A 23,862-nucleotide genomic window follows, 5' to 3' on the forward strand; every position below is an offset into this window, starting at 1 on the left:
TATGGCAGACAGTGCTGCGTTACGCTCGTGGCTAATCCATCCTTCTCGGAGTGCGTATCATGAGCAACACCGCCTCGCGGCCCCTGGCCGGCCTGTTGTGGGGGCTGGCCGGCGTGGCCTGTTTCAGCGGCACGCTGACCGCCTCGCGTCTGGCTTCGTTCGAGCTCGACCCGATCTTCATCGGCCTGGGGCGCGCCTTGCTGCCCGCGCTGCTGGGCGGGCTGTTGCTGTGGCTGACGGGCTCTCCCAGACCGACGCCGGGCCAGTGGCGCCGGCTGGCGCTGGTGGCGGGCGGCGTGGTGATCGGTTTCCCGGTGTTCTCCACCCTCGCCGTGGCGCAGGTGCCGGCCTCGCACGCGGCGGTGTTCGGCGGGCTGCTGCCCTTGGCCACGGCGGCCTTCGCCACCTGGCGCGGCGGCGAGCGGCCACGCCCCTTGTTCTGGCTGTTCGCGCTGACCGGCAGCGCGCTGGTGGTGGGGTACGCCTGGTGGCAGGCAGAGGGCGGCTGGCAGGGGGCGGATGGCTGGATGCTGCTGGCCATCCTGCTGTGCGGCATCGGCTACGCCGAGGGCGGGCGGCTGGCGCGCGAACTGGGCAGCTGGCAGACCATCTGCTGGGCGCTGCTGCTGGCCGCACCGTTCCTGCTGTTGCCGGTGTGGTGGTATCGGCCGGCGGCCATCACCCACTGGCAGACCTGGGCCGGTTTCGCCTACGTCAGCCTGATCAGCATGTTCATCGGCTTCTTCATCTGGTATCGCGGCCTGGCGCTGGGCGGGGTGGCGCGGGTCAGCCAGGTGCAGCTGTTGCAGCCCTTCGGCATGATGCTGACCGGCATGTTGGTGTTGGGGGAGCAGCTCAATCCCGGCATGTTGCTGGTGACGGCGGGTGTCGTGGTGTGCGTCGCGCTGGGACGCAAGGCGGTGTGACAAAAGCGTGGCCGAAGCCCATTTGACGGGGCTTCGGCCATGCAGGTCGAGGCAGTCTAGCTGATGCCGGTGCTTAATTCAGCACCGGATAGTCCGTATACCCCTCGGCGCCACCGCCGTAGAAGGTGGCCGGTTGCGGCTCGTTGAGCGCGGCTCCCTTGGCGAAGCGCGCCGGCAGGTCCGGGTTGGCGATGAAGGGGCGGCCGAAGGCCACGGCGTCGATCAGCCCGGCGTGCAGCAGCTCTTCGGCCTTGCCCACGGTGTAGCCGCCGGCGGCGACGATGGGGTGCGGGTAGGCCTGGCGTACGGCGCGGCGGAATTCGTCCGGCCACTTCGGCCCGCCGGCCCAGTCCGGCTCCGACAGGTGCAGGTAGGCGATCTTGCGCTGGGCGATTGCTCCGATCAGATACAGCGCCATCTCCTGCTGATCGGTTTCCGACAGGCCGTTGAACACGCCCAGCGGCGAGAGGCGGATGCCGACGTGCTCGGCGTCCCATTCCCCGATCACCGCGTCCAGCACCTCCAGCACCAGGCGCGCGCGGTTTTCCACGCTGCCGCCGTACTGGTCGGTGCGCACGTTGGCGGCCGGCGACAGGAACTGGTCCAGCAGGTAGCCGTGCGCGGCGTGGATTTCCACCAGGTCGAAGCCGGCGCGGCGGGCGTTGTCGGTGGCGCGGCGGAAGTCTTCGAGCAGATCCTCCACCTCCGCCGTTTCCAGCGCGCGCGGCTCGGTGGTCGGCACGCGGATCAGCTGGCCGTTGTCGTCGCGCACATTGGTATTGCTGTCGGCCTTGATCGCCGACGGCGCCACCGGCGCCTCGCCGTTCGGTTGCAGCACGTGGTGCGAGATGCGGCCGGTGTGCCACAGCTGGATGGCGATCTTGCCGCCCTCCGCGTGCACGGTGTCGGTCACCTGCCGCCAGGCCCGGACCTGCTCCTCGCTGTAGATGCCCGGCGCGCCGGCGTAGCCCTTGGCGGTGGGCGAGATATGGGTGCCCTCGTTGATGATCAGGCCGGCGCCGGCGCGCTGGCGGTAGTATTCGGCGGCGTGCGGGCCGGGGACGTCGCCCGGCTCGAGGTTGCGCAGGCGGGTCAGCGGCGCCATCAGCACGCGGTTGTTCAGCGTCACGGCGCCCAGGCGCAGCGGGGTGAGCAGTTTGTCGGCTTGCATGATCGTGTCCTTTCGGAAGGGGCGAGGTTTAGAGGTCGAATCCGAAGCCCTGGCGGCGGGCGACCGGGGCGGTGTCCGAGAAATACACGCGCTGGTAGTACTGCGCGGTGTTGGCCGACCAATCGAGGCCGTCTTCACGACCCTGTTGCTGCCAGTGGCGGGCCAGGGTCTGGTCGTAGGCGGCGATGCTGGCCGGCAGCGCGGCGGCGTCGTAGCGTTCGCGGTGGACGAAGCTCTCGCGCGGCAGGCGCGGCTTGATCGCGCCGTCGTCGCGGATGTGGCCCATGGCCACGCCGACCAGCGGGAAGGTTAGCTCGGGCAGCCCGAGCAGCTCGACCATCGCCTGCGGATTGCGGCGGATGCCGCCGATCGGTACCACGCCGAGGCCGGCCGAGCGCGCCGCGGTCATCAGGTTGCCCAGCGCGATGCCGGCGTCCACCGCCGCCACCGCGAAGCCTTCCACGCTGTGGTGGATCACCTGCTCGTGGCCGGCGTTTTCCACCCCGAGGCGGGTCTTGTAGAAATCGGCCACCAGGGTGACGAACACCGGCGCCTGGGCGATCCACGGCTGGCCGCCGGCCAGGTCGGCGATCTTCTGGCGGCGCTCGGCGTCCTCTACCACCACCAGCGACACCTGCTGGCCGTTGATCGAGCTCGGGCCTTTCCAGGCGGCGTCGAGGATGGCGTCCAGCAGCTCCGGGGCGATCGGCGTATCGAGATAGCTGCGCACGCTGCGGTGCTGGTGCATCAGTTCCAGGGTCGGGTTCATGCCGGATTCTCCAAACGAGTTAAGTAGACCGGTCGTCTACAAATCTGTCCAAAAAAACCTGCCGCAAGGCAGGCGGGGTAAAACCATGGCTCAGTGCGGGACCACCAGACGGCGCTTGGTATCGATCAGCAGCCGCTCCAGGCACGAGGGGTCGCGCAGCACCTTGACGCGCAGGGCAGCGCCGAGCCAGGCCGAGTAGAGCGCCTCGGCGAGCCCCTCGGCATCGTCCACCGGCGCCAGCGAGCCGTCGGCGACGGCGGCGCGGATGCCCTCGGCCAGGCGGGCGGTGACGCGGTTCATGCCGGCGATGAGCTGCTCGCGCATCGGCTCGGACAGGTCGCACACCTCGCCGGCCATCTTCACCACCAGGCAGCGCGACAGGTGCGGACCGGTGTTGGCGCAGTCCATCCAGCGCTGGAAATAGGCCAGCAGCCGCGTCCGGCCGGTGCCGTTGGCCGGATCGGTCAACAGCGCCCGCATCGTCGCGTCGTAGTTGTCGAAGTAACGCGCCAGCAATTCCACCCCGAAGTCTTCCTTCGATTCGAAGTAGTGATAGAACGAGCCCTTCGGCACGCCGGCGGTCTTCAACAGCTCGGTCAGGCCGAGCGCGGTGAAGCCCAGACCGTAGATCAGGTCTTCGCCGGTGCTGAGGATGTGCTCGCGGGTGTCGGGGTATGAACTGGGTCGTGCCATGGGGTGGATAATAATAGACCAGTCGTCTAGTTTCAAGCCGGGCACGCGAGGGTGTGGTTTTTTTGGGCTTGTTGTTCCTGTCTAGTAAAGTCGAAACAGCGTATCCGGCTGGTTGGCAGTGGGAGAATGGCAAGCCGAAGTGCTTGCGAGACCTGAGCAAGGAAGAGTTCATCTGGCTACCTCGTAACGCCGCCCCGCTAAGGCCTGGAATGAGGTGGATTTGCCCCATGGCCGTGCCGTCCGTGTTTTTCCTCTGAGCGCGCGATCTGTCTGCTCGCCGTGAGTAGGAAGAACTGGCTGTTCACCGACAACTGTCAAGCGACACGAGGATTTGACCCCCTGGCGACATCTGGAATTGACCCCCAGGGTTAATCAACTAGTTGATGTAATCGGTTCGGCCGTCGCCTTCTGCAGCAGGCCGCTCCGTCGTTTGTCGCGTAGCCGGTAACTATCTCCCCGGATCGTGACCACCTGGCTGTGATGCAGCAGCCGATCCAGGATGGCCGTTGCCGCCACTGCGTCACCAAACACTTGGCCCCATTCCCCCACCGGGCGGTTGCTGGTGATCAGTAGGCTTGCCCGCTCATAGCGCCGCGAGACCAGCTGGAAGAACAGGTGCGCTGCCGCCGGTTCCAGCGGCAGGTAGCCCAATTCATCGACGATCAGCAGCTTGGGTTTCGATAGCTGCAACAGCTTCTCCTCCAAGCGCCCATCGGCATGCGCCTTCGTCAGTCCAGCCATCAGAGACGCAGCAGAACTGAACAGCACCGTGTAACCCCGCTCTACCGCCTCACGCCCGAGTGCTACCGCCAAATGCGTCTTGCCGACTCCGGGCGGTCCCAGCAGCAACAACGCTTGACCGTGGCCAATCCAGCGCCCGGTGGCCAAATCCCGGACCTGGCCGGGATCAATCGACGGCTGCGCATCGAAGTCGAAGCCCTCCAGCGTGCGTACACAGGGGAATCGAGCCAGCTTCATCCCCATCTGGATGCGTCGCGTATCGCGCCGGGCCACCTCTCGCTCGGCCAGGAACAGCAGCGCTTCGCGCAGTGTCATTTGGGCACGGCTCGCTTCGTCCAGCAGGCTATCCAGCTGATCCCGGATCGCCGTCAAGTGCAGCCGGGTCAACAGTTCTTCCAGTCGGTCGGGTTCGATCATCACCAGCCCCCTCCGACCAATTCCTCATACTCTGCCAGCGGGCGCAGCAAAGCGCCGCCGTGTGGCGGGACCGGCTCGGATAGCGGCGGCACGACCCCAAGCAGATGGGCGCGGTCAATTTGCCGTCCGCGACTGCCGGCCAACTCGGCGTGATGCGCTACTTCCTGGCCGGCGTAATGGACCGTCACCGTGCCTGCTCGTACAGCGACCGTGACCATCTCGCCGATCAGCCGCCAGGGCACGCTGTAGGCATTAGTATCGAGCTCGACACAGCCTTCGGCATTGACGCGACGGATCAGCTCCCGCACTTGCAGGAACGGCACTATGCCGGCAACAGGACGCAGATGCGGACGTTCGCCGTCGAACCGCTCCTTGGGCGCCATGCCGGTCGTCCCGTGGATGCGGGTATCGGCCACCTCCCGCTGCCAGCGGGTCAAGTGAGCCTCCAATGCGGCCCAGCTCTCGAATGTGTAACCGGCGATAGCATTCTTCTTCACATAGCCAACGCCGTTCTCGGTCTTGCCCTTGGTGCGCGCACGGAACGGCGCGCAGGCCTTCACGCGCACATCCCAATGCCGGCAGAACGCCTCGAAGCGGCTGTTGAAGCGGACCTGCCGGGTCTGCATGTCGTGCTCGACCACGAGGGCCTTGGCGTTATCGATCAGCAGAGTCTGCACCCGTCCACCGAAGTGCTCGAACGCCGCTTCGATACCGCCAAACCAAGCACTCTGCCGTTCGTGACGGAATGGGCAAACAAAGCCACGGCGCGAGTAGCCAAGCGTCGCCACGAACAGGTACACACGCACCAGTTCGCCACCGATCTGGATGCGCACTTGGCCGAAGTCGATCTGCATCTGCTCGCCAGGAGCAGTCTCGAACCGGATCGTCGCTCGCCGGCTGGCTTCAAGCTCCTGCCGATATGGCCGGCAGGCGCGTTCAACGGTGCGCAGGCTGGTGGCAATACCGTGTTCCTTAGCCAGTAGCTGACGCACCACGTCGCAGTTGCCCTTGTGCGTTAGAAACTGCTCACGTAGCCAGGCCTCGTGCCCGGTGAGCACGCCGCTGCGTTGCGGCTGCTGGTATGGCACCGGGCCGCCGGCACGCAAATAGTGCCGCACGGTATTTCGGGCGATTCCCAGCGTCTTGGCAATCCGCTTCGCCCCCCAGCCGGATTGCCCCAGTCGAACGATTGCCGTTACTGCTTCCGGCTCCAACATCTCCCGTACTCCACAAACCTCACGGGGTACAGGATGACTCGCTGAATACTGCGTTTCCAACGACTGCCTCCTTGCAAACAAGGGGGTCAGTTCTTCGTGTCGCTAGGGGGTCAATTTACGATGTCGCCTGACAACAACGAACGGAAGGGCTGTCGGACGGCGGCAATTCGAAGCTCGCTGGCCGCCACAAAACTCAATGATCGGAATCTGGCCGTCTGGCTCAAAGAGACCAACGCTCTGCTTCCTGCTTGGCCGAGTCGCCTCATCGACAAACAGTTACCGCTCCAATTTCTGAATAACGGCCGGGCCGTGTAAGTAGGAGGAGGGACCGGGCGCTTAATAAATTTCCAGCCGGACGGAATAATCGGCAGCGGGGTTGCGTATACCGGATGACAGGGCTGGAAACCGTCCACCGTGTCCAACCACAAATTTATAAGGAGCCCCATATGAGCCGCCTCTACGCCCTGCCTGGGTTGTGTGCCCTGTTACTTGCCACTCAGACTTTGGCCGGGCAGCCGCCTGCTGCCTTTCACAACGGCGTGCTGGCCGATTCAACCGGCATGACCCTGTATGTGTTTAACAAAGACGTTTCCGCCGACGGCCGGAGCGTCTGCAATGGCCAGTGCGCCGCGCTATGGCCGCCGTTGGCTGCTGCTGAGCAGGATAAGGCGTACGACGACTTCAGCATCATCACCCGCGATGACGGTTCCAAACAATGGGCTTGGCGCGGCAAGCCACTCTACCGCTTCGCTCAGGACCAGGCGCCGGGCGAACAGAAGGGCGAGGGGGTCAAGCAACTGTGGTCCGTGGTTAAGCCCTAGGGCGGCCTCGTTTCGACAAGCCAAGGAGTCAAACGATGAAATGCCAGAACCTATGGGCTACGGCCCTGGTGTGCTGCACCTGGAATGCGGCGGCGGCACCACTGCCTTTCGACGGAGATATCCGCAACAACACTCTGGCTGTTAGTCCGGACGAGCGTATGGCGGTGGTTGGTAACAGCCAGACCGACCATCTGCTCGTCTACGACCTGCAGAGCGGTGTGCTCAAGGCCTCGCTGCTAGGCTTCGTCACCCCGCGTAACATCGTGTTCTCGCCCAATGGTGTGCATTTTTATGTGACCGATAGTAGCAAGGGCGTGCTGGAGCGCTGGAGTGCCCAGGCTCTGCGGCGCGAGGATAGCCTGGCGCTCGGGCCTGGCGCATTCGGCAGCGCGATCGACCGCCAGGGCCGCCGGCTGTACGTCAACAATCAGGCCAGTAGCACCGTCACCGTGGTCGATGTACCCGGCTGGCGGGCGGAGAAAATCATCACCGGTTTTGCCGGCCCCCGGCAGGGGGTTAAGCTGTCGCCGGATGACGACACGCTGTATGTCACTAACTTCCGTAATGACCTCCTGAGCCTGGTCGACACCGCCACCCTGTCGTTACGGGGCGAGATCGGCGGCTTCGACAAGATTCGCGCCATTTCTGTCAGTGCGGACGGCAAGCGTCTGTTCGCCGCCAACAGCGGCAGCGACACCTTGGCTGAGGTGGATACCGTCTCCCGGCGGATAGTGGCGACGGTCAGGGTTGGGCGGGATCCTTATGGGGCGGCCTTGCGCCCCGACGGTAAGGCCCTGTATGCCGGCAATTTGAAGAGCAATTCCTTGACTGAGGTGACGCTGCCGGATTTCAAGTCTGTGGCCGAGATCGGAGGCTTTCGTGGTCCACGGCAGGCAATCAGTTTCAGTCGTGACAGCAGACGGGCTTGGGTGCTCAACGAGGATCTGAGCTTGGCTGAAGTAGAGCTGGTGTCACGCAAGATTGTGCGGGAGCTCAAGCCATCGGCCAGTTGAGTCAGGAGGGCCAATTCCACCGGCTGCTGCTAGACAACCTGTCCCGACTACGTCGCTACGCGCGCGTGCTGGTGTTTGATGCCAGTTGTGCCGACGACCTGGTTCAGGACACGCTGGAGTTGGCGTGGCGCAGTTGGCGGCAATGGCAGCCAGGGACGGATGTCCGACCCTGGCTGTTTAGCATCATGCACAACCGCCATGTCGATGGGCAGCGACGTGCAGCCCGCGGCGTGGCACTGCCCGACGATGCCTTGGCCGAGCTGGCGGTGCCGCCGGCCCATGAGCGAGTACTCCTTATGCGGGATTTGGCCAATGCCCTTGCCCAATTGCCGGCCGAGCAGCGTGAGGTGCTGCTTCTGGTGGTGGTGGAGGAGATGCGCTATCAAGACGCGGCTCAGGCGCTGGGCATTCCCGTGGGAACGGTGATGTCCCGTCTGAACCGGGGGCGCGAGCGGTTGCGCCAGTTGATGGATGGGCGAGGAGACATGGAAGGATATGACTGAACCGAGTGAACAGATGCTGCAAGCCTATCTGGACGGTGAGCTACCGGTACACCAGATCGCGTGGGTAGAGGCATGGGTCGCGGCACATCCGGCGGTCGCGGGGCGGTTGGCGAGGTTACGGCGGCAGGATGAAGCACTGCGGCAGCTGTTGCGCTTGCCGGAATCCGAGCCGATGCCACTGGGGCTGTTGGATGCGGCGAAGCCACCCGGTCGACGAGACCGGCACGCTTGGCTGCGCCAGGCCATGGCCGCCAGTCTGGTGTTTGCGCTGGGAGTGGGCGGTGGCTGGTACGGGCAGTCCTACCTGCGACAAGCGGTGCAGGTGCCGGACGGTGCTTATGTCGCCGACAACCTGCCGAGGCAAGCCGCTATGGCTCACGTGGTCTACAGCCCCGACATCCGGCGGCCGGTGGAGATAGGGGCAGAGCAGGAGGGGCAGCTGGTGGCCTGGCTATCCCGGCGCATGCATAGCCGGATCGAGCCGCCCAAGCTGGCGGCGGCGGGTTATGAACTGATTGGTGGCCGGCTGCTGCCGGGTAGTCAGGGGCCGGTTGCGCAGTTCATGTACCACGACGTGGCCGGCCAGCGGATGACGCTGTACGTGGCGACGGAGACGCGGCCCCGTGCGGACGAGGGCTTCCGCTTCACCAGCCAGGGTCCAGTGAATGTCTATTACTGGTGGGGCAACGGTTTCGGCTACGCTCTGTCCGCCGGCATGCCGCGCGACAAGCTTTTGGCGTTGGCGGAACGGGTGCATCTTCAACTGAAAGAGGGGTGCGGCGGGCGCTGCTAGAGGCTGCCCGTGACCGGAATACGCGCCATCTTCTCCGCCGCCGACAGCTTGCTGCCGATTGGGGGCGTCATGCGACTAACGGGGGGCTCGTTCATCGCTCAGCCCCGGTAGTAGCGTTGCGGCACGAACGGCGTTTTGGCAACTTCGATCGCCACCGGCCTTCCGCCCGAGGGCGTCAGGTTGAAGTCGGAAGGGGAACCAGGCGGCACATTGCGCACCGCCTGACCGGTTCGTCAGCCCGGGCCGCTTAGTCCTGATAGGCCGTCAGCGGAGGGCAGCTGCACACCAGGTTGCGATCGCCGAACACATTGTCGACACGCCCCACCGGCGGCCAGTACTTGCTGCCGTGGTCACGCTCGATGCCGCGAGGGAACACCGCCTGCTCGCGGCTGTAGCTGTGTGTCCACTCGCCGACGAGCGCCGCCGCGGTATGTGGCGCGTGCTTCAGGGGGTTGTCCTCCCGGTCGAGGCGGCCTTCTTCCACGGCGCGGATTTCCTCGCGGATCGTCACCATCGCCTCGATGAAGCGGTCGAGCTCTGCCTTCGACTCCGACTCGGTCGGCTCGATCATCAGCGTGCCGGCCACCGGGAACGACATGGTCGGCGCGTGGAAACCAAAATCCATCAGACGCTTGGCGACATCCTCGCCCGAAATCCCGGTCGCGTCCTTGAGCGGCCGCAGATCGACGATGCACTCGTGCGCCACACGGTCGTTGGGGCCGGTATAGAGGATCGGGTAGTGCGGCGCGAGCCGGGTCGCGATGTAGTTGGCGTTGAGAATCGCCGCCTCGGTTGCGTGCTTGAGACCTGCCGCGCCCATCAGTGTGATGTAGCTCCAGGTGATCGGCAGGATGCTGGCACTGCCGTAGGGGGCCGCCGACACCGCACCGCCTCCCGCCAGTTCGCCCGTCTTGTGGCCAGGCAGGAAGGGGGCGAGGTGGGACTTCACGCCGATCGGACCGACACCCGGACCGCCGCCGCCATGCGGGATGCAGAAGGTCTTGTGCAGGTTGAGGTGCGACACGTCTCCGCCGAAAGAACCCGGCTGGGCGAGGCCGACCAGCGCGTTCATGTTGGCGCCGTCGATGTAGACCTGGCCACCGTGGGTGTGGACGATGTCGCAAATTTCGCGCACCCGCTCCTCGAATACCCCATGGGTGGACGGGTAGGTGATCATGATCGCGGCGAGCTTGTCGCTGTGTTGCTCGGCCTTGGCCTGGAGGTCGTCGACATCGATGTTGCCAGCGGTATCGCAGGCAACCACGACCACCCTCATGTTCACCATCTGCGCCGACGCCGGGTTGGTGCCGTGCGCCGACGAGGGAATCAGGCAGACGTCGCGTTGCCCCTCGCCGCGGCTGGCATGATAGGCGCGGATCGCCAACAGGCCGGCGTACTCGCCCTGCGAGCCGGCGTTCGGCTGCAGCGATACCGCGTCATAGCCGGTGATGGCGCACAGCATGGCTTCCAGTTCGCGCGTCAATTCGTGGTAGCCCGCGGCCTGGTCCTGCGGCGCGAACGGGTGCAGGTTGCCGAACTCGGGCCAGGTCACCGGGATCATCTCGGTGGTGGCGTTGAGCTTCATCGTGCAGCTGCCCAGCGGGATCATGGTGCGATCGAGCGCCAGGTCCTTGTCGGCGAGGCGGCGCAGGTAGCGCAGCATCCCGGTCTCCGACTGATAGTGGTGGAATACCGGATGGCTGAGGATGTCGCCGCGGCGCAGCAGGGCAGGGGGAATGGCCTCGGTCACGCCGGCCTCGATCTCGGCAAAGTCCGGGATGGCGTTGCCCAGCGCGAAGATCGACCACAGACTCTGCACATCGGCAGCGGTCGTCGTTTCATCCAACGTGATGCCGATCTCGGTAGCGCTGATATGACGCAGGTTGATCGACTGGGTACGCGCCAGCGTATGCAACACCTCGGTGCGGTTGCCGCTGTCGATGCGCAGGGTGTCGAAGAAGTTTTCGGTCGGCACCTTGTAGCCCAGGCGGCGCAGGCCTTCGGCCAACACGGCGGTCAGCCGGTGCACCCGCCGTGCGATCGTCTTCAGGCCCTCGGCCCCGTGATAGCAGGCGTACAGCCCGGCCATGATGGCCAATAGCGCCTGGGCGGTGCAGATGTTGCTGGTGGCTTTCTCGCGGCGGATATGCTGTTCGCGCGTCTGCATCGCCAGGCGCAGGGCCGGGCGGCCGTGGCTGTCCAGCGACACGCCGACCAGACGGCCGGGCATGCTGCGTTTGAAGTCGTCGCGGGTGGCGAAGTAGGCCGCATGCGGCCCGCCAAAGCCCATCGGCACACCGAAGCGCTGGGTGCTGCCCACCGCCACATCGGCACCGAACGCCCCCGGAGGGAGCAACAGCGTCAGTGCCAGCAGATCGGCGGCCACCACCACCAAGGCGCCGTTGGCGTGGGCGGTCTCGGTCACGCTGCGATAGTCGATCAGATCGCCGTGGCTGCCCGGGTATTGCAGCAGCACGCCGAAACCATCGAAGCCGGCAAGGTCGCGACGTGGATCACCGGTCACCACCTCGATGCCCAGCGGTTCGGCACGGGTACGCACCACTTCGATGGTCTGCGGATGACAATCGCGCGCCACGAAGAACGCGGGGCTCTTCGACTTCGCCAGGCGCTGGCAGAACGTCATCGCCTCGGCGGCGGCGGTGGCTTCGTCGAGCATCGAGGCGTTGGCGATGTCGAGCCCGGTCAGGTCCGACACCATGGTCTGGAAATTGAGCAGCGCTTCCAGCCGGCCTTGCGAGATTTCCGGCTGGTACGGGGTATAGGCGGTGTACCAGGCCGGGTTTTCCAGCACGTTGCGCAAAATCACCGTAGGGGTGTGGGTGCCGTAGTAGCCCATGCCGATATACGACTTCATCACCTTGTTGCGCTTGGCGATGTTGGCGAGCCGCGCCAGCGTCTCGGCTTCGCTATGCCCTTCGCCGAGCTTGAGCGCGGTCGTCAGACGGATGCTCGCGGGAACCACCTCGTCCATCAGCGCGGCGACGGACGACACGCCCAGCGTGGCCAGCATGGCCTGTTGTTCGCTGGTGTCGGGGCCGATATGGCGGCGCTGGAACAGTTCACGCTGCTCCAGCGTGGAAAACGGAATCATTGGGGTGCTCATGGCAGTCCTCCTGGCAGTCAGCTCAAGTCGCCCAGCAGTTGCCGGTAGCCGGTCTCGTCGAGCAGACCATCCAGTGCCGAAGCATCGTCAAGCTTGATGCGGAAGATCCAACCATCGGTCTGCGGCGCGTGGTTGATGAGCGACGGCTCGGTTTGCAGTGCTGGGTTGACTTCAAGCACGCTGCCGGCGAGCGGCATTGTGATCTCACCGGCGGCCTTGACCGATTCGATGGTGGCCGCTTCGCTGTCGGCGGCGAACTCGTCGCCCACGTTTGGCAGCTGCACGAAGACGATGTCACCCAGCTGTTGTTGGGCGAAGTCGGTGATGCCGACAGTGACGCTGCCGTCGCGCTCGAGGCGCAACCATTCGTGGGATTCGGTGAATCTGACTTGGCTCATGTATCTCTCCTGACTCGGTTCGTATGCGGATAAGGCCGACATAACGGTCAGGACAAACACAGCAAGCAGGAGGAATGCAAAGGCTTCCGAGCTAGGGCGCTGGCCTGAACCTGAAACGTCAGCTGCGCCCCCTCTGTCCCTTTGCCTGAGAGATTATGGTGGCTCACACAGGCAAGCCACCTTCCTTCGGCGAGGCCGTCGCCCGCTCACGGTGCGATGCCTTCTCTCCAGAGAGCCCGTCCAAGCAGCAGTCCTTTTGCCTGAGAGTTTCTGGGGCGATACCCCTTCGGCGCCGCCATGACCAGGCGGTCTCTCCTGCTAGCTTGCTAAGGCTTTTTTCAAACTACTGGGCCTGCTCGTCGGCTGTCAAGCCGAAAAAAATCTCCCCCCTGGGCCCCGGCAGGGACGGGCGCTCTGCCGGAATTTTCCTATCCCTGCTCGATGACGGCGGGTGGACAGCTAGCCAGCAGTTCGTCGATGAACACCCGCAGCACCGCCGGTTGCGAGGCGCCGCGCCGCGTGATGGCGGTAAAAGGCCACCGGGAGCTGAAGCGGGCGGGATCGATCTGGCGCATCTCGCCGCTCTTGACCCAGCGGGCGGCGTAGTGGACCGGCAAAAACCCGACGTAGGCCCCGGACAGGATGAGGATGGCCTGGGCTTCGACGTTGTCGACGGTGGCGGTGGCCTTGCTGACCCGGAGCAACTGCAGGTCGCGCTGCTGCAGATAGCCTCGGGCCACGATGTGGCTCTCCCCGATGCGCCGGAACAGCTCGTCCTCGCTGGGCGGCTGCTCGTACAGCGGGCTGTAACGGCCGCAATACAGGCCATCGGGTTCATCGTAGAGCGGCATGTAGGCGAGGCCGGGAACCCGTAGCGGAAAATGCCCGATGGCGATGTGCAGGCGCCCGTCGAGCACGCGCGCCTCCAGCTCGGCCGGGGTGCCGATGTAGACGTCGAGCTGCACGTCGTGACCGCGCGACACGAACTGCCGCAAGGTCTTGGGCAGGGGCGACTCTGCGTCGGTGATGGTGTTGTCGATGATGCCCAGGTAGAGCCGTCCGGAGATGCGCTGCTTCAGCGCATTGGTGTCCATGCAGAACGACTCCACCGCCAACAGCAGCCGCTGTGCGGCCTCGTAGGTGGCGACACCGTGCTCCGTCAGGCGAAAGCCGCCGCGGCCCCGCTCGCACAGCGTCACCCCAAGGCGGGTTTCGAGATTGTTCATCTGTTCGCTGATGGTCGACTGGCTGCTGTTCAAGGCCGCCTGCGCGGCGGAAAAGCCGCCGCATTTGACGATGGTCATGAAGACCCTGAGCAGTTTCAGGTCGACGTCCTGGAGCTGGTTCACCGCTTTTTTCCCCCCGAGAATCACATCGGAAATTCCGATTTGAAGATCTGATCTTTCTTATTTTTTCGGCCCGCTTCTTTCCCCATAGTCACTCAAAAGGCAGGGCGTACTCAAGCCCGGCCTTCACTGTCACAGACCATGTGGAGACGTTGAAATGCAGAATAACGGGTATGAAACGGGCCGTCTGAATTTGCCGTTCGTGGGCCATTGCACCTTCGCCAAATCGGCGGTTTGTCTCGACTGGGACCGCATCGACGCCGACGTGGCGATCCTCGGTGCTCCCAACGACATGGGCACGCAGTGGCGCTCGGGCGCCCGCTTCGGTCCGCGCGGCATCCGCGAAGCATCGACGCTGTTTTCGTTCGGCCACGCCGGCGCCTACGACCACGAAGACGACGTGATGTACCTCACCCAGGAGGACGTGCGCATGGTGGACGTGGGCGATGCTGACATCGTCCATACCGACATGGCCAGCAGCAACGCCAACATCGAGTTCGCGGTGCGCAAGATTCTCGAATCGGGCGCGATGCCGGTGGTGCTGGGCGGCGACCACTCGATCCACGCCCCGGTGATCAAGGCCTACGAAGGCCGCGGGCCGATCCACATCATTCATTTCGACGCCCACCTCGACTTCGTCGACGAGCGCCACGGCGTGCGCTATGGCCACGGCAACCCGCTGCGCCGCGCCTCCGAGATGGATCACATCGCCGGCATGACCCAGCTGGGCATCCGCAACGTGTCGTCGTCGAATCGTGCCGACTACGACGCGGCACGCGCGGCCGGCTCCCACATCCTGTCGGTACGCGACGTGCGCCGCCTCGGCACCGAGGGCGTGCTGGCGCAGATTCCGGAGAGCGCAGCCTACTACATCACCATCGATATCGACGGCTTCGATCCGTCCATCGCGCCGGGCACCGGCACGCCCAGCCACGGCGGCTTCCAGTACTACGAGGTGCTGGAAATCATCCAGGCGCTCGCCAAGCGCAGCCAGGGCCGCATCGTCGGCATGGACCTGGTCGAGGTGGCGCCGGCCTACGATCCGGCCGGACTGACCTCGATCCTGGCGGCGCAGCTGCTGTTGAACAGCATCGGCTTCATCTTCCACGAACGCACCCAGGCCAAGGCGCGACGTTGATCCCACCAGCGCCAGAGCCCCATTCAGACCAAGCCCGACACCACGATGCGGGCGGAGAAACTCAGGAGAAACCTCATGGATAGCAGTGTTGCGCAGTACCTGGAACGATACGGCGTGTCGGAGGCGACGCGACGCTTCCTCGCCAAACCGCAGAAGATGTTCATCGACGGTCAGTGGCTGGACAGCAGCGACGGCCAGACCTTCGCCGTGATCGAGCCGTCGACCGAAGGTCTGATCACGCGCGTGCCGTCTGGCACCAGCGCCGACCTCGACCGCGCGGTCGCGGCGGCGCGCCGCCAGTTCGACGGCGGCGAATGGCGCCGCCTCAAGCCGCTCGAACGCGAACGCCTGCTGCATCGGCTGGCCGACCTGATCGAGGCCAACGCCACCGAACTCGCCGAGCTGGAGGCGATCGACATGGGCAAGTCGGTGTCGCAGGCGCGCGACGTCGACATCCAGGGCACCATCGACACCTTCCGCTACTTCGCCGGCTGGGCCTCCAAGCTGCATGGCCGCACCGTCGAACCGTCCTTGCCCGGCAACTACCTGGCCTATACCCGCAAGGAGCCGATCGGGGTGGTCGGCGCCATCGTGCCGTGGAACTTCCCGCTGCAGACCATGGCGTGGAAGCTCGCCGCCGCGCTCGCCGTCGGTTGCACCACGGTGGTCAAGCCGGCCGAGCTGACGTCGCTCTCCACGCTGCGTTTCGCCGAGCTGGTGCAGGAAGCCGGCATCCCCGGCGGCGTGGTCAACATCGTGACCGGACGCGGCAGCGTAGTCGGCGCGGCGATGGCGACGCATCCCGGCATCAACAAGCTGACCTTCACCGGCTCCACCCCGGTGGGGCGCAATGTTGGCCGAAGCGCCGTCGATCAGCTCAAGCGCGTCACGCTCGAACTGGGCGGCAAGTCGCCGGTACTGGTGCTGGAGGACGCCGACCTCACGGCAGCGGCGCGCGCCGTGGCCAACGGCGTATTCTTCAACTCGGGACAGGTGTGCGACGCCGGCACCCGCGCCTACGTGCACCGCAGCGTCTACGAGCGTTTCCTGGAGGAACTGGTCGCCTACACCCGCACCCTGAAAATCGCCCCCGGCCTCGATCCGGACTGTTTCATCAGCCCGCTGGTATCGGCGCAGCAGAAGGATACGGTGATGTCCTACATCGAGGCAGGACGGCGCGAAGGCGCCCAGCTGGTGCACGGCGGCAAGGCACTGGAAGGGCCGGGTTATTTCGTCGAGCCGACCATCTTCGCGCACTGTCGCAGTGATATGAGTATCGTGCGCGAGGAGATCTTCGGTCCGGTACTGGTCACCACGCCGTTCGACGACATCGAGGATGCCCTGGCGCAGGCGAACGACTCGCCGTTCGGGCTGGCGGCCGCGATCTACTCCAACGATCTGGGGCGCGTGCACAGCCTGATCCCGCGCCTGGCCGCCGGTTCGGTGTACGTCAACGCGCACAGCACCATCGACCCGGCGATGCCGTTCGGCGGCTTCAAGGAGTCCGGTTTCGGCAAGGACCTCGGCCCGGAACAGCTGGATTACCTGATGGAGACCAAAGCCGTCTGGATCACGCTGCCGTAAGCGACCGGGGCGGGCCGTGTCACGCCCCCCCCTCCGCAACGGTCAAATCATCTGGTTTCAGTGTGACTGGCGCCGCCAGAAAAAATACAGAGGAGAACACTGATGAACACCATGCAAGACAAGGAACGCGCAGAAGACCTGGAGCGGCGCATCCGCTGCTACGAGGAACTGGAAGCGGAAGTGCAGTGGCCCGGGGCCATGAGTGCGGCAGATTACCTGGCAGCCTTGCTGCTGACGGTGGGTCTGGTGGTGACTTGCTACCTGTGGGGAGTGTGAGCCATGTCGAACAAGCGTGAAAACGAATTCCGCCTGGCGGCGGAACGTGGCGATACCCCGCTGCTGCCCAAGGAGCGCATCTGGGGTTTCTGGGAATTCACCTATGCCAACTCGGCGCTGGCGATCGCCACCTGGGCTTTCCTGATCGGCGGCGCCACGGCGCTGTTCGTCGGCCCGAAGGAAGGGATTGCCGCCATCATCATCGGCAACATCCTGGGCGTGATGTTGGTGGCGCTGCCCACCTGTCTGCCCAGCGGCCGCTACGGACTGGAGCAATTCACCTTCCTGCGCAGCGTATTCGGCGGCAACGGCAGCCGGCTGGTGTATGTGCTGGCGGTGGTATTCCTGACCATGGGCTGGCTGGCGGTGCTGGGCATGATGTTCGGCCGCTCGGTGGACGGCCTGATTGCCCTTGTTGAGTCCCATCCGGCCGCGCCCAACGGGCCGCTGGCGCTGGCGCTGGCCTTCTTTTCCATCGTGCTGACCGGCTGGGTGGTGGCCAAGGGGCCGACCTCGATCAAGTTCTTCAACATGATCGTGGCCCCGGCACTGGTCATCCTGATGCTGGGCATGCTGTGGATGATCTTCCAGAAACACGGCTTTGCTGAACTGATGGCCATGCCGGCGCTGGAGCCGCCGACCGACAGCAAGCACCTGAACTTCATGATCGCAGTGGAAGTGAACATGGCGGCCGGTTTCTCCTGGTGGCCCTACCTCGGCAACCTGGCCCGGCTGAGCAAGAACGAGCGCACGTCGTTCTGGCCGAACGTGGTGGGTATCTTCGGTGCCGCCTCGCTGGGCGAGATCGTCGGCCTGCTGGGCGCCGCCTCGATGGGTAACAGCGATCCTACCATCTGGATGACCACGATAGGCGGCATGGTGGTCGGGGTGATCGCGCTGGGCTTCATTGCCTTCGCCAACGTCACCAGCATGGTCAACATCCTGTACACCTCCATCGTCGGCCTGCGCCAGATCGCCTGGGACAGCCTGCGTGCGATGAAATGGGAGCTATTGGTGGTGCTGTTCTGCGTGATCCCGGCGGCCATCGTGATATTTACACCGGGCATCTATGACGGCTTCTTCATCTTCCTGGTATGGACCTCGGCCCTGAACAGCGCGCTGTCCGGCATCGGCATCGCCGACTACTTCCTGCTGCGCCGTCAGCGCGTCAGCCTGCGCAGCGTGTTCGCCGCCGAAGAGGACACGCCGTTCCGCTTCTGGCGCGGCTTCAACCCGGTGGCGCTGCTGGCGCTGCTGGCGGGTTTCCTGGTCTACGTCGTCATCTTCAACCCGCAAACCCTGGCCAGTTCTCCTGCCTTCAGCGTGCTGTCGGCATCGCTGCCGTCCTGCGTGGTGGCCGGGATCGTGCACTACCTGTTGACCCGTCTGTTCGTGATCCCGCAGGGTCACGGCGATTACCAGCCGGCAGTGGCCGCGAGCCTCAAGGTTGGCCGCAGCGGCGCCGTCAATCGCTAGCCGGGAGAGAAAGATCATGGAACATACTTTCGATTACATCATCGTGGGGGCAGGTTCCGCTGGCTGCGTGCTGGCCAGTCGCCTGACCGAAGACCCGAACGTCAGCGTGCTGGTGCTGGAGTACGGCGGCAGCGACAAGAGCGTCATCATCCAGATGCCGAGCGCGTTCTCCCTGCCGATGAACACCAAGAAGTACAACTGGCACTACGAAACCGCCGCCGAACCCCACCTCGACGGCCGTCGGCTGCATTGCCCGCGCGGCAAGGTGCTGGGCGGCTCCTCGTCGATCAACGGCCTGGTGTACATCCGCGGCCATGCCTACGACTTCGACGAATGGGAGTCGCTGGGGGCCAAGGGCTGGGGCTACCGCCATTGCCTGCCGTACTTCAAGCGCGCCGAGAGCTTCAAGTTCGGCGGCGACGACTACCGCGGTGGCAACGGCCCCTTGGCCACCAACAACGGCAACAACATGCAGAACCCGCTGTACGGCGCCTGGGTGGAGGCCGGCGCCCAGGCCGGCTACATCAAGACCGCGGACTGCAACGGTTACATGCAGGAAGGCTTCGGCGCGATGCACATGACGGTGAAGAACGGCGTGCGCTGGTCCACCGCCAACGCCTACCTGCGCCCGGCGATGCAGCGCCCGAACCTGACCGTCATCACCCACGCCATGACGCGGCAGATCCTCCTGGAAGGCAAGCGCGCGGTCGGCGTCACCTACGACCAGAACGGCGTCACCCATACCGTGTGCTGCCGCCGCGAGGTACTGGTGTCGTCCGGGCCGATCGGCTCGCCGCATCTGCTGCAGCGTTCCGGCATCGGTCCGGCCAAGGTGCTGAAGAAGGCCGGCATCGAGGTCAAGCACGACCTGCCGGGGGTTGGGGAGAACCTGCAGGATCACTCGGAAATCTACATCCAGTTCGCCTGCAAGGAGCCGGTGACGCTCAACGGCAAGATGAGCCTGTGGGGCAAGGCGCTGATCGGCCTGCGCTGGCTGCTGTTCAAGGACGGCCTGGGCGCCAGCAACCACTTCGAGGCGGGCGGCTTCATCCGCTCCGAAGCCGGCCTGCGCTGGCCCGACATCCAGTTCCACTTCCTGCCGGCGGCGATGCGCTACGACGGGGACAAGCCGTTCAAGGGGCACGGTTTCATGGTGCTGACCGGGCCGAACAAGCCCAAGAGCCGCGGCCACGTGCACGTGGTGTCGCCCGACCCCTACGTTCATCCGGAAATCCGCTTCAACTACCTGGAGAGCGAAGAGGATCGGGAAGGCTTCCGCCGCTGCGTGCGCCTGACGCGCGAGATCATCGGCCAGCCGGCCATGGACCGATACCGCGGGGTTGAACTGGCGCCGGGGCCGGAGGTGCAGACCGACGACGAGATCGACGCCTTCGTGCGCGCCAACATGGAAAGCACCATGCACCCGTGCGGCTCCTGCCGCATGGGCGAGGACGACATGGCGGTGGTCGATTCCGAGCTGCGCGTACGCGGCATCGAAGGCCTGCGCGTGATCGACTCCTCGGTGTTCCCGACCGAGCCCAACGGCAACCTCAACGCGCCGACCATCATGCTGGCCGAACGCGCCGCCGACCTGGTGCGCGGCCGCCAGCCACTGCCGCCGGCCGAGGTGCCGGTGGGCCTCGCCGAGGGATGGCAATCCCGCCAGCGCACCAAGGCCCCCCTGCGCAAGGTCGCCGTTTGACCTGACCTCCCGCCAACGGCCCGGCACGGTTTTCCGTGTCGGGCCGTTGGCCTATTGGGGAACGTGCCCAACGGGGAGCGGCACGGCGGGAGCCTTGCATCGTTTCCGATCTCCCTATCCCGGCGGCCCGGCCATTCGCCAACGACCGCCCGTTCCTCGCGCTCCCGCTATATGGTGTCCCCGCTGCCTTGCTGTCGCGACAGCGGTGGGTAGACGGCCGAAAACACCATGGCCCCGCCGTGGCGGGGCCATGGTGTCGGGTCTGTCGACGCGGGGCTCAGGAGTGGCCGGCCCCGCCGTGCAACCGCGCCAGCGCTTTTTGCTTGATTCTGGCCAGGGTCTGGTGGACAAAGGCCATCTGATCGATGGCATCGTCGATTTCCCGGGATAGCCGCGCCGCCAAGTCATGGCTCGGCAGCGGCGTTTCGCTCATCTCGCGCCAGGGAATCAACGGGTCCGGGCCTTCGCCGTCGTGGCGGAAGGGGGGGGCGTAATAATCCACCTCTTCTTCCAACCCATAGGCCAGCACCTGCGGCGCTCCGTCCCCCAGGCACAGCAGCCGGGTCAGCAAGGCCTCGAACGGCAGGTCGCCCTGACCGGATTTGCAGGCCAGATGCCCCTGCCCGGTGGCCTCCCTGACAATCTTGGCGTCCTTGATATGGACCTCGGTCACATACGGTGACATGGTTTCCAGCGCCATTAGCGGGTCTTCGTTGGCATTGATCATGTTGGCGAAGTCGAACAGGATCGACAGCCTATCCCAGCCGCTGCTCTCGACCAGGGCCACCAGCTCGTGGCTTTTCAGATCCTCGTGCTGCTCGATGGTGAAGCGCAGGCCGCTCTCGCCATAGCGCGCCTTCATGTACTGGATATCCGCCGCGACCCGGCGCATCACCTCGCTCAGATGGCCCTCGTAGCGCGGGTAGAAGCGTACCGACGTGGCCCCGGTGTGCCGGGCGATGCGTACCGCCTCGTCGATGTCGTGCGCTTCGGACGAGCTGGTCTCGATATGGACCTCCAGGCCAAACGCCTTGGCCTGGCCGCCAAAGTCGTGCAGGCAATCCAGCGAGGCGTAGCGCAGCGACTGCTCCTCACCGTCCACCACGTGAATCTTGACCCCGCGCAGGGCATGATGGTGGGCAATCTCCAGCAGCTGTTGCGGTCGTATCTTGCCGCAGCGCATGTTCAGGTGAAACGCATAGGCGTGCAGATACAGCGGAATGGCGTCGATCCTCTCGATGATCTTGGCCGCTTCGTCCGTGCTTAACATAAATCGGTCTCCGGTTTTGTGCTGTCGTTGAGGGTAGCCACTGGCCCGTACCTTCATTCCGCCGCCACTTGCTGCTCCAGGATGGGGTAGGCCGTGGCGCAAATATGCGAATGGATGCGCTTCAGGTCGCGCAGTACATCGAGATGCAGCGAGCTGGACAGGATGCTTTCGGGGCGTCCGTCGCGCAGCCGCAGCAGGTGCTTGTCGGCACCCTCCCGTTCCAGGTCACGCACCGTCACCTTATCGTCGAGAATACGCTCGGCGGTTTTCACGCAGCTCGACACAAAGGCGGCTTGGGCGCGGTGAAAACTGTCCAGCACCTGCTCGTGGAGGGCGAGCAGTTCCGCCGCGCCTTCTTCCGAAAAGCGCAGCTTGCCCTTGATCTTCTTCGCGGCCAGTTCCATCAGGTTCTTGTCGACGATGTCGCCGATGTGCTCCATGTTGATGACGAAGGACATGATCGCCATGGCGCGGCGGCCGTCGGCGGGCTCCAACCCCTCGCGCGTCACCGCCGTCACGTAGAGCTTGATGGCTTCGTGCAGCCGGTCCACGGCGTCGTCGCGGCGCACCACTTCGGACACCATGCGGCGGTCATCACCCAACAGGGCGGGAATGCTCCGCCGCAGCATGTCCTCGACCACGTCCCCCATGTGCAGCGCCTCGCGCGTAGCGCAGGCGAGCGCCACCGAGGGCGAGCCGATGGCGGAGGGGTCGAGGTAGCGTGGCGCATCCGGGCTTTCGGCCTGGCGGTTGTCGGGAAACAGCCGTTCCAGCAGCTCGGCCAGCGGTCCCAGCAGGCCGATGAAGACCACCGCGATGGCCAGGTTGAGCAGGGTATGGACATGGGCGATCAGATGGCTGGCATCGCTCGACCAGCCCGAAAGCAGGTCGGCCAATAACGATACCAACGGCAGCAAGGCCAAGCAGACCCCGCCACGTAGCAGCAGGTTGCCGGTGGGCAGGCGTTTGCGCACGTTGTCGTTGCCCTTGGCCCCCTCGACGTAAGGGTTGAGCGCGCTGCCGATATTGGCCCCCAGCACCATCGCCAGTGCGCTATCCAGCGGCATGGCATGGGCACCGGCCAGCGACATCACGAACAGCACCACCGGGGTACTGGAATGCGCGCACCAGGTCAACAACGCGGCAAGGCCCGCCGTCAGCAGCGGCTGCCCTGTTAGCACACCGAGAATGCTGCGCACCGCCGGCGCCGTTTCCGCCTGGCGCATGGTGCCCACCAGCAGCGCCAAGGCCAGCAGCATCAGGCCGAGGCCGATCAGTGCCCGGCCGATATTGCCGTGCTGCGACCCCTTGCCTCGCTCGAACAGCGCCATACCCGCCACCAGACAGGCCGGCGACAGCCAGCTCAGGTCGAGCGAGAACGCCTGCACGATCAGCGTCGAGCCGACATTGGCCCCCAGCATGATCGCCAGGCCGGTCACCGGCGTCATCAGCTTGCGCGCGGCAAAGGCCGAGGCAATCAGCCCGGTGGCGGTGCTGCTCTGCAGGACGGCGGTGACGCCCAGGCCCGCCAAGAACGCCTTGAAGCGGTTACTGAGACTGCCGGCCATCACCTGGCGCAGGCCGGCGCCACAGGCCCGCATGATGCCGGATTCCACCATGTGCAGACCCCAGGTCAGCAGGGCGACGCCACCGGCCAGGTGCAACAAAACGAGAAACATCCTTCCCTCCTGAACATACGGTGACGGGTGGAGTGGGCGCCGCAGCGCGCGCACCGTCGCGGCGCGCGTTCATTCTGGGTGTAGGGAGAGTCGCCCTGCCCCGGTGCGATGCGCAGACCGGGGCCGGGCTGGCGCTCAGGCCTGCTCGACAGCGTGCTGCCACGCCAGCACCGACCAGCCCCGCTCCTGGGCCACCTGGCGCAGCGTCGCGTCCGGGTTGATGGCGTGCTTGTGCTCGACGGCCTCTAGCAGGGGAACGTCGTTGAGCGAATCGCTGTAGCCGAAGCTGCCGTGCAGGCTTTCACCCTCGTCCTCCAGCCATTGCCGCAGCCGGGTCACCTTGCCGTCACGGTAACTGAGCACACCATGGGTCTGCCCGGTGTAGATGCCGTCGGCGGTCTCCAGCATGATGCCGATCGAATCGGCGACGCCCAGGCGCTCGGCGATGGCGCTCACCAGGTGTTCACCAGTAGCCGAGATGATGAGCAGCCGGTCCTGCCGCTCGCGGTGCCACTCCAGACGCCGCAGCGCCTGCGGAAAGATGCGTGGCAGGATGACGTCGTCGACAAACTCGGTGAGCCAGCCCTGTACCGTCGCCATGCTCACGCCGCGTAGCGGGATAAGGGCGAAACGCATGTACTCGTGCATGTCCACCCGGCCATCGCGGTAGGCCTGCAGCAGCTCGGCTTCGCGCGGCAGCATCTCGGCCGGCGCCAGCCCGCGCTCGACCAGGTGGTGCAGCCACAGGTTGGCACTGTCGCCGTCTACCAGCGTGTCGTCCATATCGAAGATTCCCAGTGCCATC

21 protein-coding genes and 1 riboswitch are annotated in these 23,862 nt (G+C 65.2%); of the genes, 10 read left to right on the top strand and 11 right to left on the bottom strand.

Annotated elements, in window-relative coordinates; genetic code table 11:
- The first annotated feature begins 59 nt into the window (after positions 1–59).
- A complete protein-coding gene (locus tag PSEMAI1_RS0103945) occupies positions 60–926 on the top strand; it encodes a DMT family transporter (protein ID WP_024301614.1) in 867 nt (288 codons plus the stop codon).
- 73 nt (positions 927–999) lie between these two features.
- Here the strand turns inward: PSEMAI1_RS0103945 and nemA are convergent, their stop codons facing one another.
- The 5 genes from nemA to istA form a co-directional block, all read right to left on the bottom strand.
- Positions 1,000–2,097 (bottom strand): N-ethylmaleimide reductase, encoded by a 1,098-nt coding sequence (gene nemA, locus PSEMAI1_RS0103950; protein ID WP_024301615.1) that lies wholly within the window; start codon positions 2,095–2,097, stop codon positions 1,000–1,002.
- Positions 2,098–2,125: 28 nt separating this feature from the next.
- Entirely contained in the window at positions 2,126–2,866 is a 741-nt protein-coding gene (locus PSEMAI1_RS0103955) for an NADPH-dependent oxidoreductase (protein WP_024301616.1), read from the bottom strand.
- A gap of 90 nt (positions 2,867–2,956) precedes the next feature.
- Positions 2,957–3,559, bottom strand: a complete 603-nt coding sequence (locus PSEMAI1_RS0103960) for a TetR/AcrR family transcriptional regulator (protein ID WP_024301617.1) — start codon at positions 3,557–3,559, stop codon at positions 2,957–2,959.
- Positions 3,560–3,931: 372 nt separating this feature from the next.
- Positions 3,932–4,717, bottom strand: coding sequence for an IS21-like element helper ATPase IstB (gene istB, locus PSEMAI1_RS0103965; RefSeq protein WP_024300898.1), 786 nt, complete (start codon positions 4,715–4,717; stop codon positions 3,932–3,934).
- Entirely contained in the window at positions 4,717–5,934 is a 1,218-nt protein-coding gene (gene istA, locus PSEMAI1_RS0103970) for an IS21 family transposase (RefSeq protein ID WP_029770402.1), read from the bottom strand. Before istA ends, istB begins: the two co-directional genes overlap by 1 nt.
- A gap of 446 nt (positions 5,935–6,380) precedes the next feature.
- Here istA and PSEMAI1_RS0103975 point away from each other — a divergent pair, with 446 nt between their 5' ends.
- The 4 genes from PSEMAI1_RS0103975 to PSEMAI1_RS0103990 are packed head-to-tail and all read left to right on the top strand — an operon-like array spanning position 6,381 to position 9,064.
- The gene (locus tag PSEMAI1_RS0103975; RefSeq protein WP_024301618.1) at positions 6,381–6,755 is read left to right on the top strand and encodes a hypothetical protein; all 375 of its coding nucleotides are present in this window, start codon (positions 6,381–6,383) and stop codon (positions 6,753–6,755) included.
- Positions 6,756–6,790: 35 nt separating this feature from the next.
- Entirely contained in the window at positions 6,791–7,768 is a 978-nt protein-coding gene (locus PSEMAI1_RS0103980; protein WP_024301619.1) for a YncE family protein, read from the top strand.
- On the top strand, positions 7,765–8,271 hold the full coding sequence (locus PSEMAI1_RS0103985) for a sigma-70 family RNA polymerase sigma factor (protein ID WP_024301620.1): 507 nt from the start codon (positions 7,765–7,767) through the stop codon (positions 8,269–8,271). The genes PSEMAI1_RS0103980 and PSEMAI1_RS0103985 overlap by 4 nt, the downstream gene beginning before the upstream one ends.
- Positions 8,264–9,064 (top strand): anti-sigma factor, encoded by an 801-nt coding sequence (locus PSEMAI1_RS0103990; protein WP_024301621.1) that lies wholly within the window; start codon positions 8,264–8,266, stop codon positions 9,062–9,064. The genes PSEMAI1_RS0103985 and PSEMAI1_RS0103990 overlap by 8 nt, the downstream gene beginning before the upstream one ends.
- Before the next feature lie 247 nt (positions 9,065–9,311).
- On the opposite strand, the gene gcvP is transcribed toward PSEMAI1_RS0103990, so the two are convergent.
- The 3 genes from gcvP to PSEMAI1_RS0104005 all read right to left on the bottom strand — a co-directional run bounded on the left by gcvP (position 9,312) and on the right by PSEMAI1_RS0104005 (position 13,935).
- On the bottom strand, positions 9,312–12,188 hold the full coding sequence (gene gcvP / locus PSEMAI1_RS0103995; RefSeq protein WP_369793183.1) for an aminomethyl-transferring glycine dehydrogenase: 2,877 nt from the start codon (positions 12,186–12,188) through the stop codon (positions 9,312–9,314).
- Positions 12,189–12,205: 17 nt separating this feature from the next.
- Positions 12,206–12,586 carry a glycine cleavage system protein GcvH gene (gcvH, locus tag PSEMAI1_RS0104000; RefSeq protein ID WP_024301623.1) on the bottom strand — a complete coding sequence of 127 codons (381 nt, stop codon included), beginning with the start codon at positions 12,584–12,586 and terminating at the stop codon, positions 12,206–12,208.
- A 238-nt stretch (positions 12,587–12,824) separates the two neighbouring features.
- A riboswitch (glycine riboswitch) is annotated at positions 12,825–12,914 on the bottom strand.
- 100 nt (positions 12,915–13,014) lie between these two features.
- A complete protein-coding gene (locus PSEMAI1_RS0104005; protein WP_024301624.1) occupies positions 13,015–13,935 on the bottom strand; it encodes a LysR family transcriptional regulator in 921 nt (306 codons plus the stop codon).
- Between the two features lie 154 nt (positions 13,936–14,089).
- Between PSEMAI1_RS0104005 and speB the strand changes: the two genes are divergently transcribed.
- From speB to betA, 5 genes are all read left to right on the top strand, one after another.
- Positions 14,090–15,070, top strand: coding sequence for an agmatinase (speB, locus tag PSEMAI1_RS0104010; RefSeq protein WP_024301625.1), 981 nt, complete (start codon positions 14,090–14,092; stop codon positions 15,068–15,070).
- 75 nt (positions 15,071–15,145) lie between these two features.
- Positions 15,146–16,654 (top strand): aldehyde dehydrogenase, encoded by a 1,509-nt coding sequence (locus PSEMAI1_RS0104015; RefSeq protein ID WP_024301626.1) that lies wholly within the window; start codon positions 15,146–15,148, stop codon positions 16,652–16,654.
- 102 nt (positions 16,655–16,756) lie between these two features.
- Positions 16,757–16,930 (top strand): hypothetical protein, encoded by a 174-nt coding sequence (locus PSEMAI1_RS21970; protein ID WP_198019574.1) that lies wholly within the window; start codon positions 16,757–16,759, stop codon positions 16,928–16,930.
- 3 nt (positions 16,931–16,933) lie between these two features.
- Positions 16,934–18,406 carry a cytosine permease gene (locus PSEMAI1_RS0104025; RefSeq protein WP_024301627.1) on the top strand — a complete coding sequence of 491 codons (1,473 nt, stop codon included), beginning with the start codon at positions 16,934–16,936 and terminating at the stop codon, positions 18,404–18,406.
- 16 nt (positions 18,407–18,422) lie between these two features.
- Positions 18,423–20,108, top strand: a complete 1,686-nt coding sequence (gene betA, locus PSEMAI1_RS0104030) for a choline dehydrogenase (RefSeq protein ID WP_024301628.1) — start codon at positions 18,423–18,425, stop codon at positions 20,106–20,108.
- A gap of 277 nt (positions 20,109–20,385) precedes the next feature.
- Here betA and PSEMAI1_RS0104035 read toward each other — a convergent pair whose 3' ends face one another.
- The 3 genes from PSEMAI1_RS0104035 to PSEMAI1_RS0104045 form a co-directional block, all read right to left on the bottom strand.
- Complete coding sequence (locus PSEMAI1_RS0104035; RefSeq protein ID WP_024301629.1) at positions 20,386–21,378, bottom strand: sugar phosphate isomerase/epimerase; 993 nt, start codon at positions 21,376–21,378, stop codon at positions 20,386–20,388.
- Positions 21,379–21,431: 53 nt separating this feature from the next.
- Positions 21,432–23,057: a Na/Pi cotransporter family protein gene (locus PSEMAI1_RS0104040; RefSeq protein ID WP_024301630.1), complete on the bottom strand. Its 1,626-nt coding sequence runs from the start codon at positions 23,055–23,057 to the stop codon at positions 21,432–21,434.
- A gap of 135 nt (positions 23,058–23,192) precedes the next feature.
- Positions 23,193–23,861, bottom strand: coding sequence for an HAD family phosphatase (locus PSEMAI1_RS0104045; RefSeq protein ID WP_024301631.1), 669 nt, complete (start codon positions 23,859–23,861; stop codon positions 23,193–23,195).
- Position 23,862 lies beyond the last annotated feature (1 nt).

The organism is Pseudogulbenkiania sp. MAI-1 (assembly GCF_000527175.1).
Lineage (GTDB): Bacteria > Pseudomonadota > Gammaproteobacteria > Burkholderiales > Chromobacteriaceae > Pseudogulbenkiania.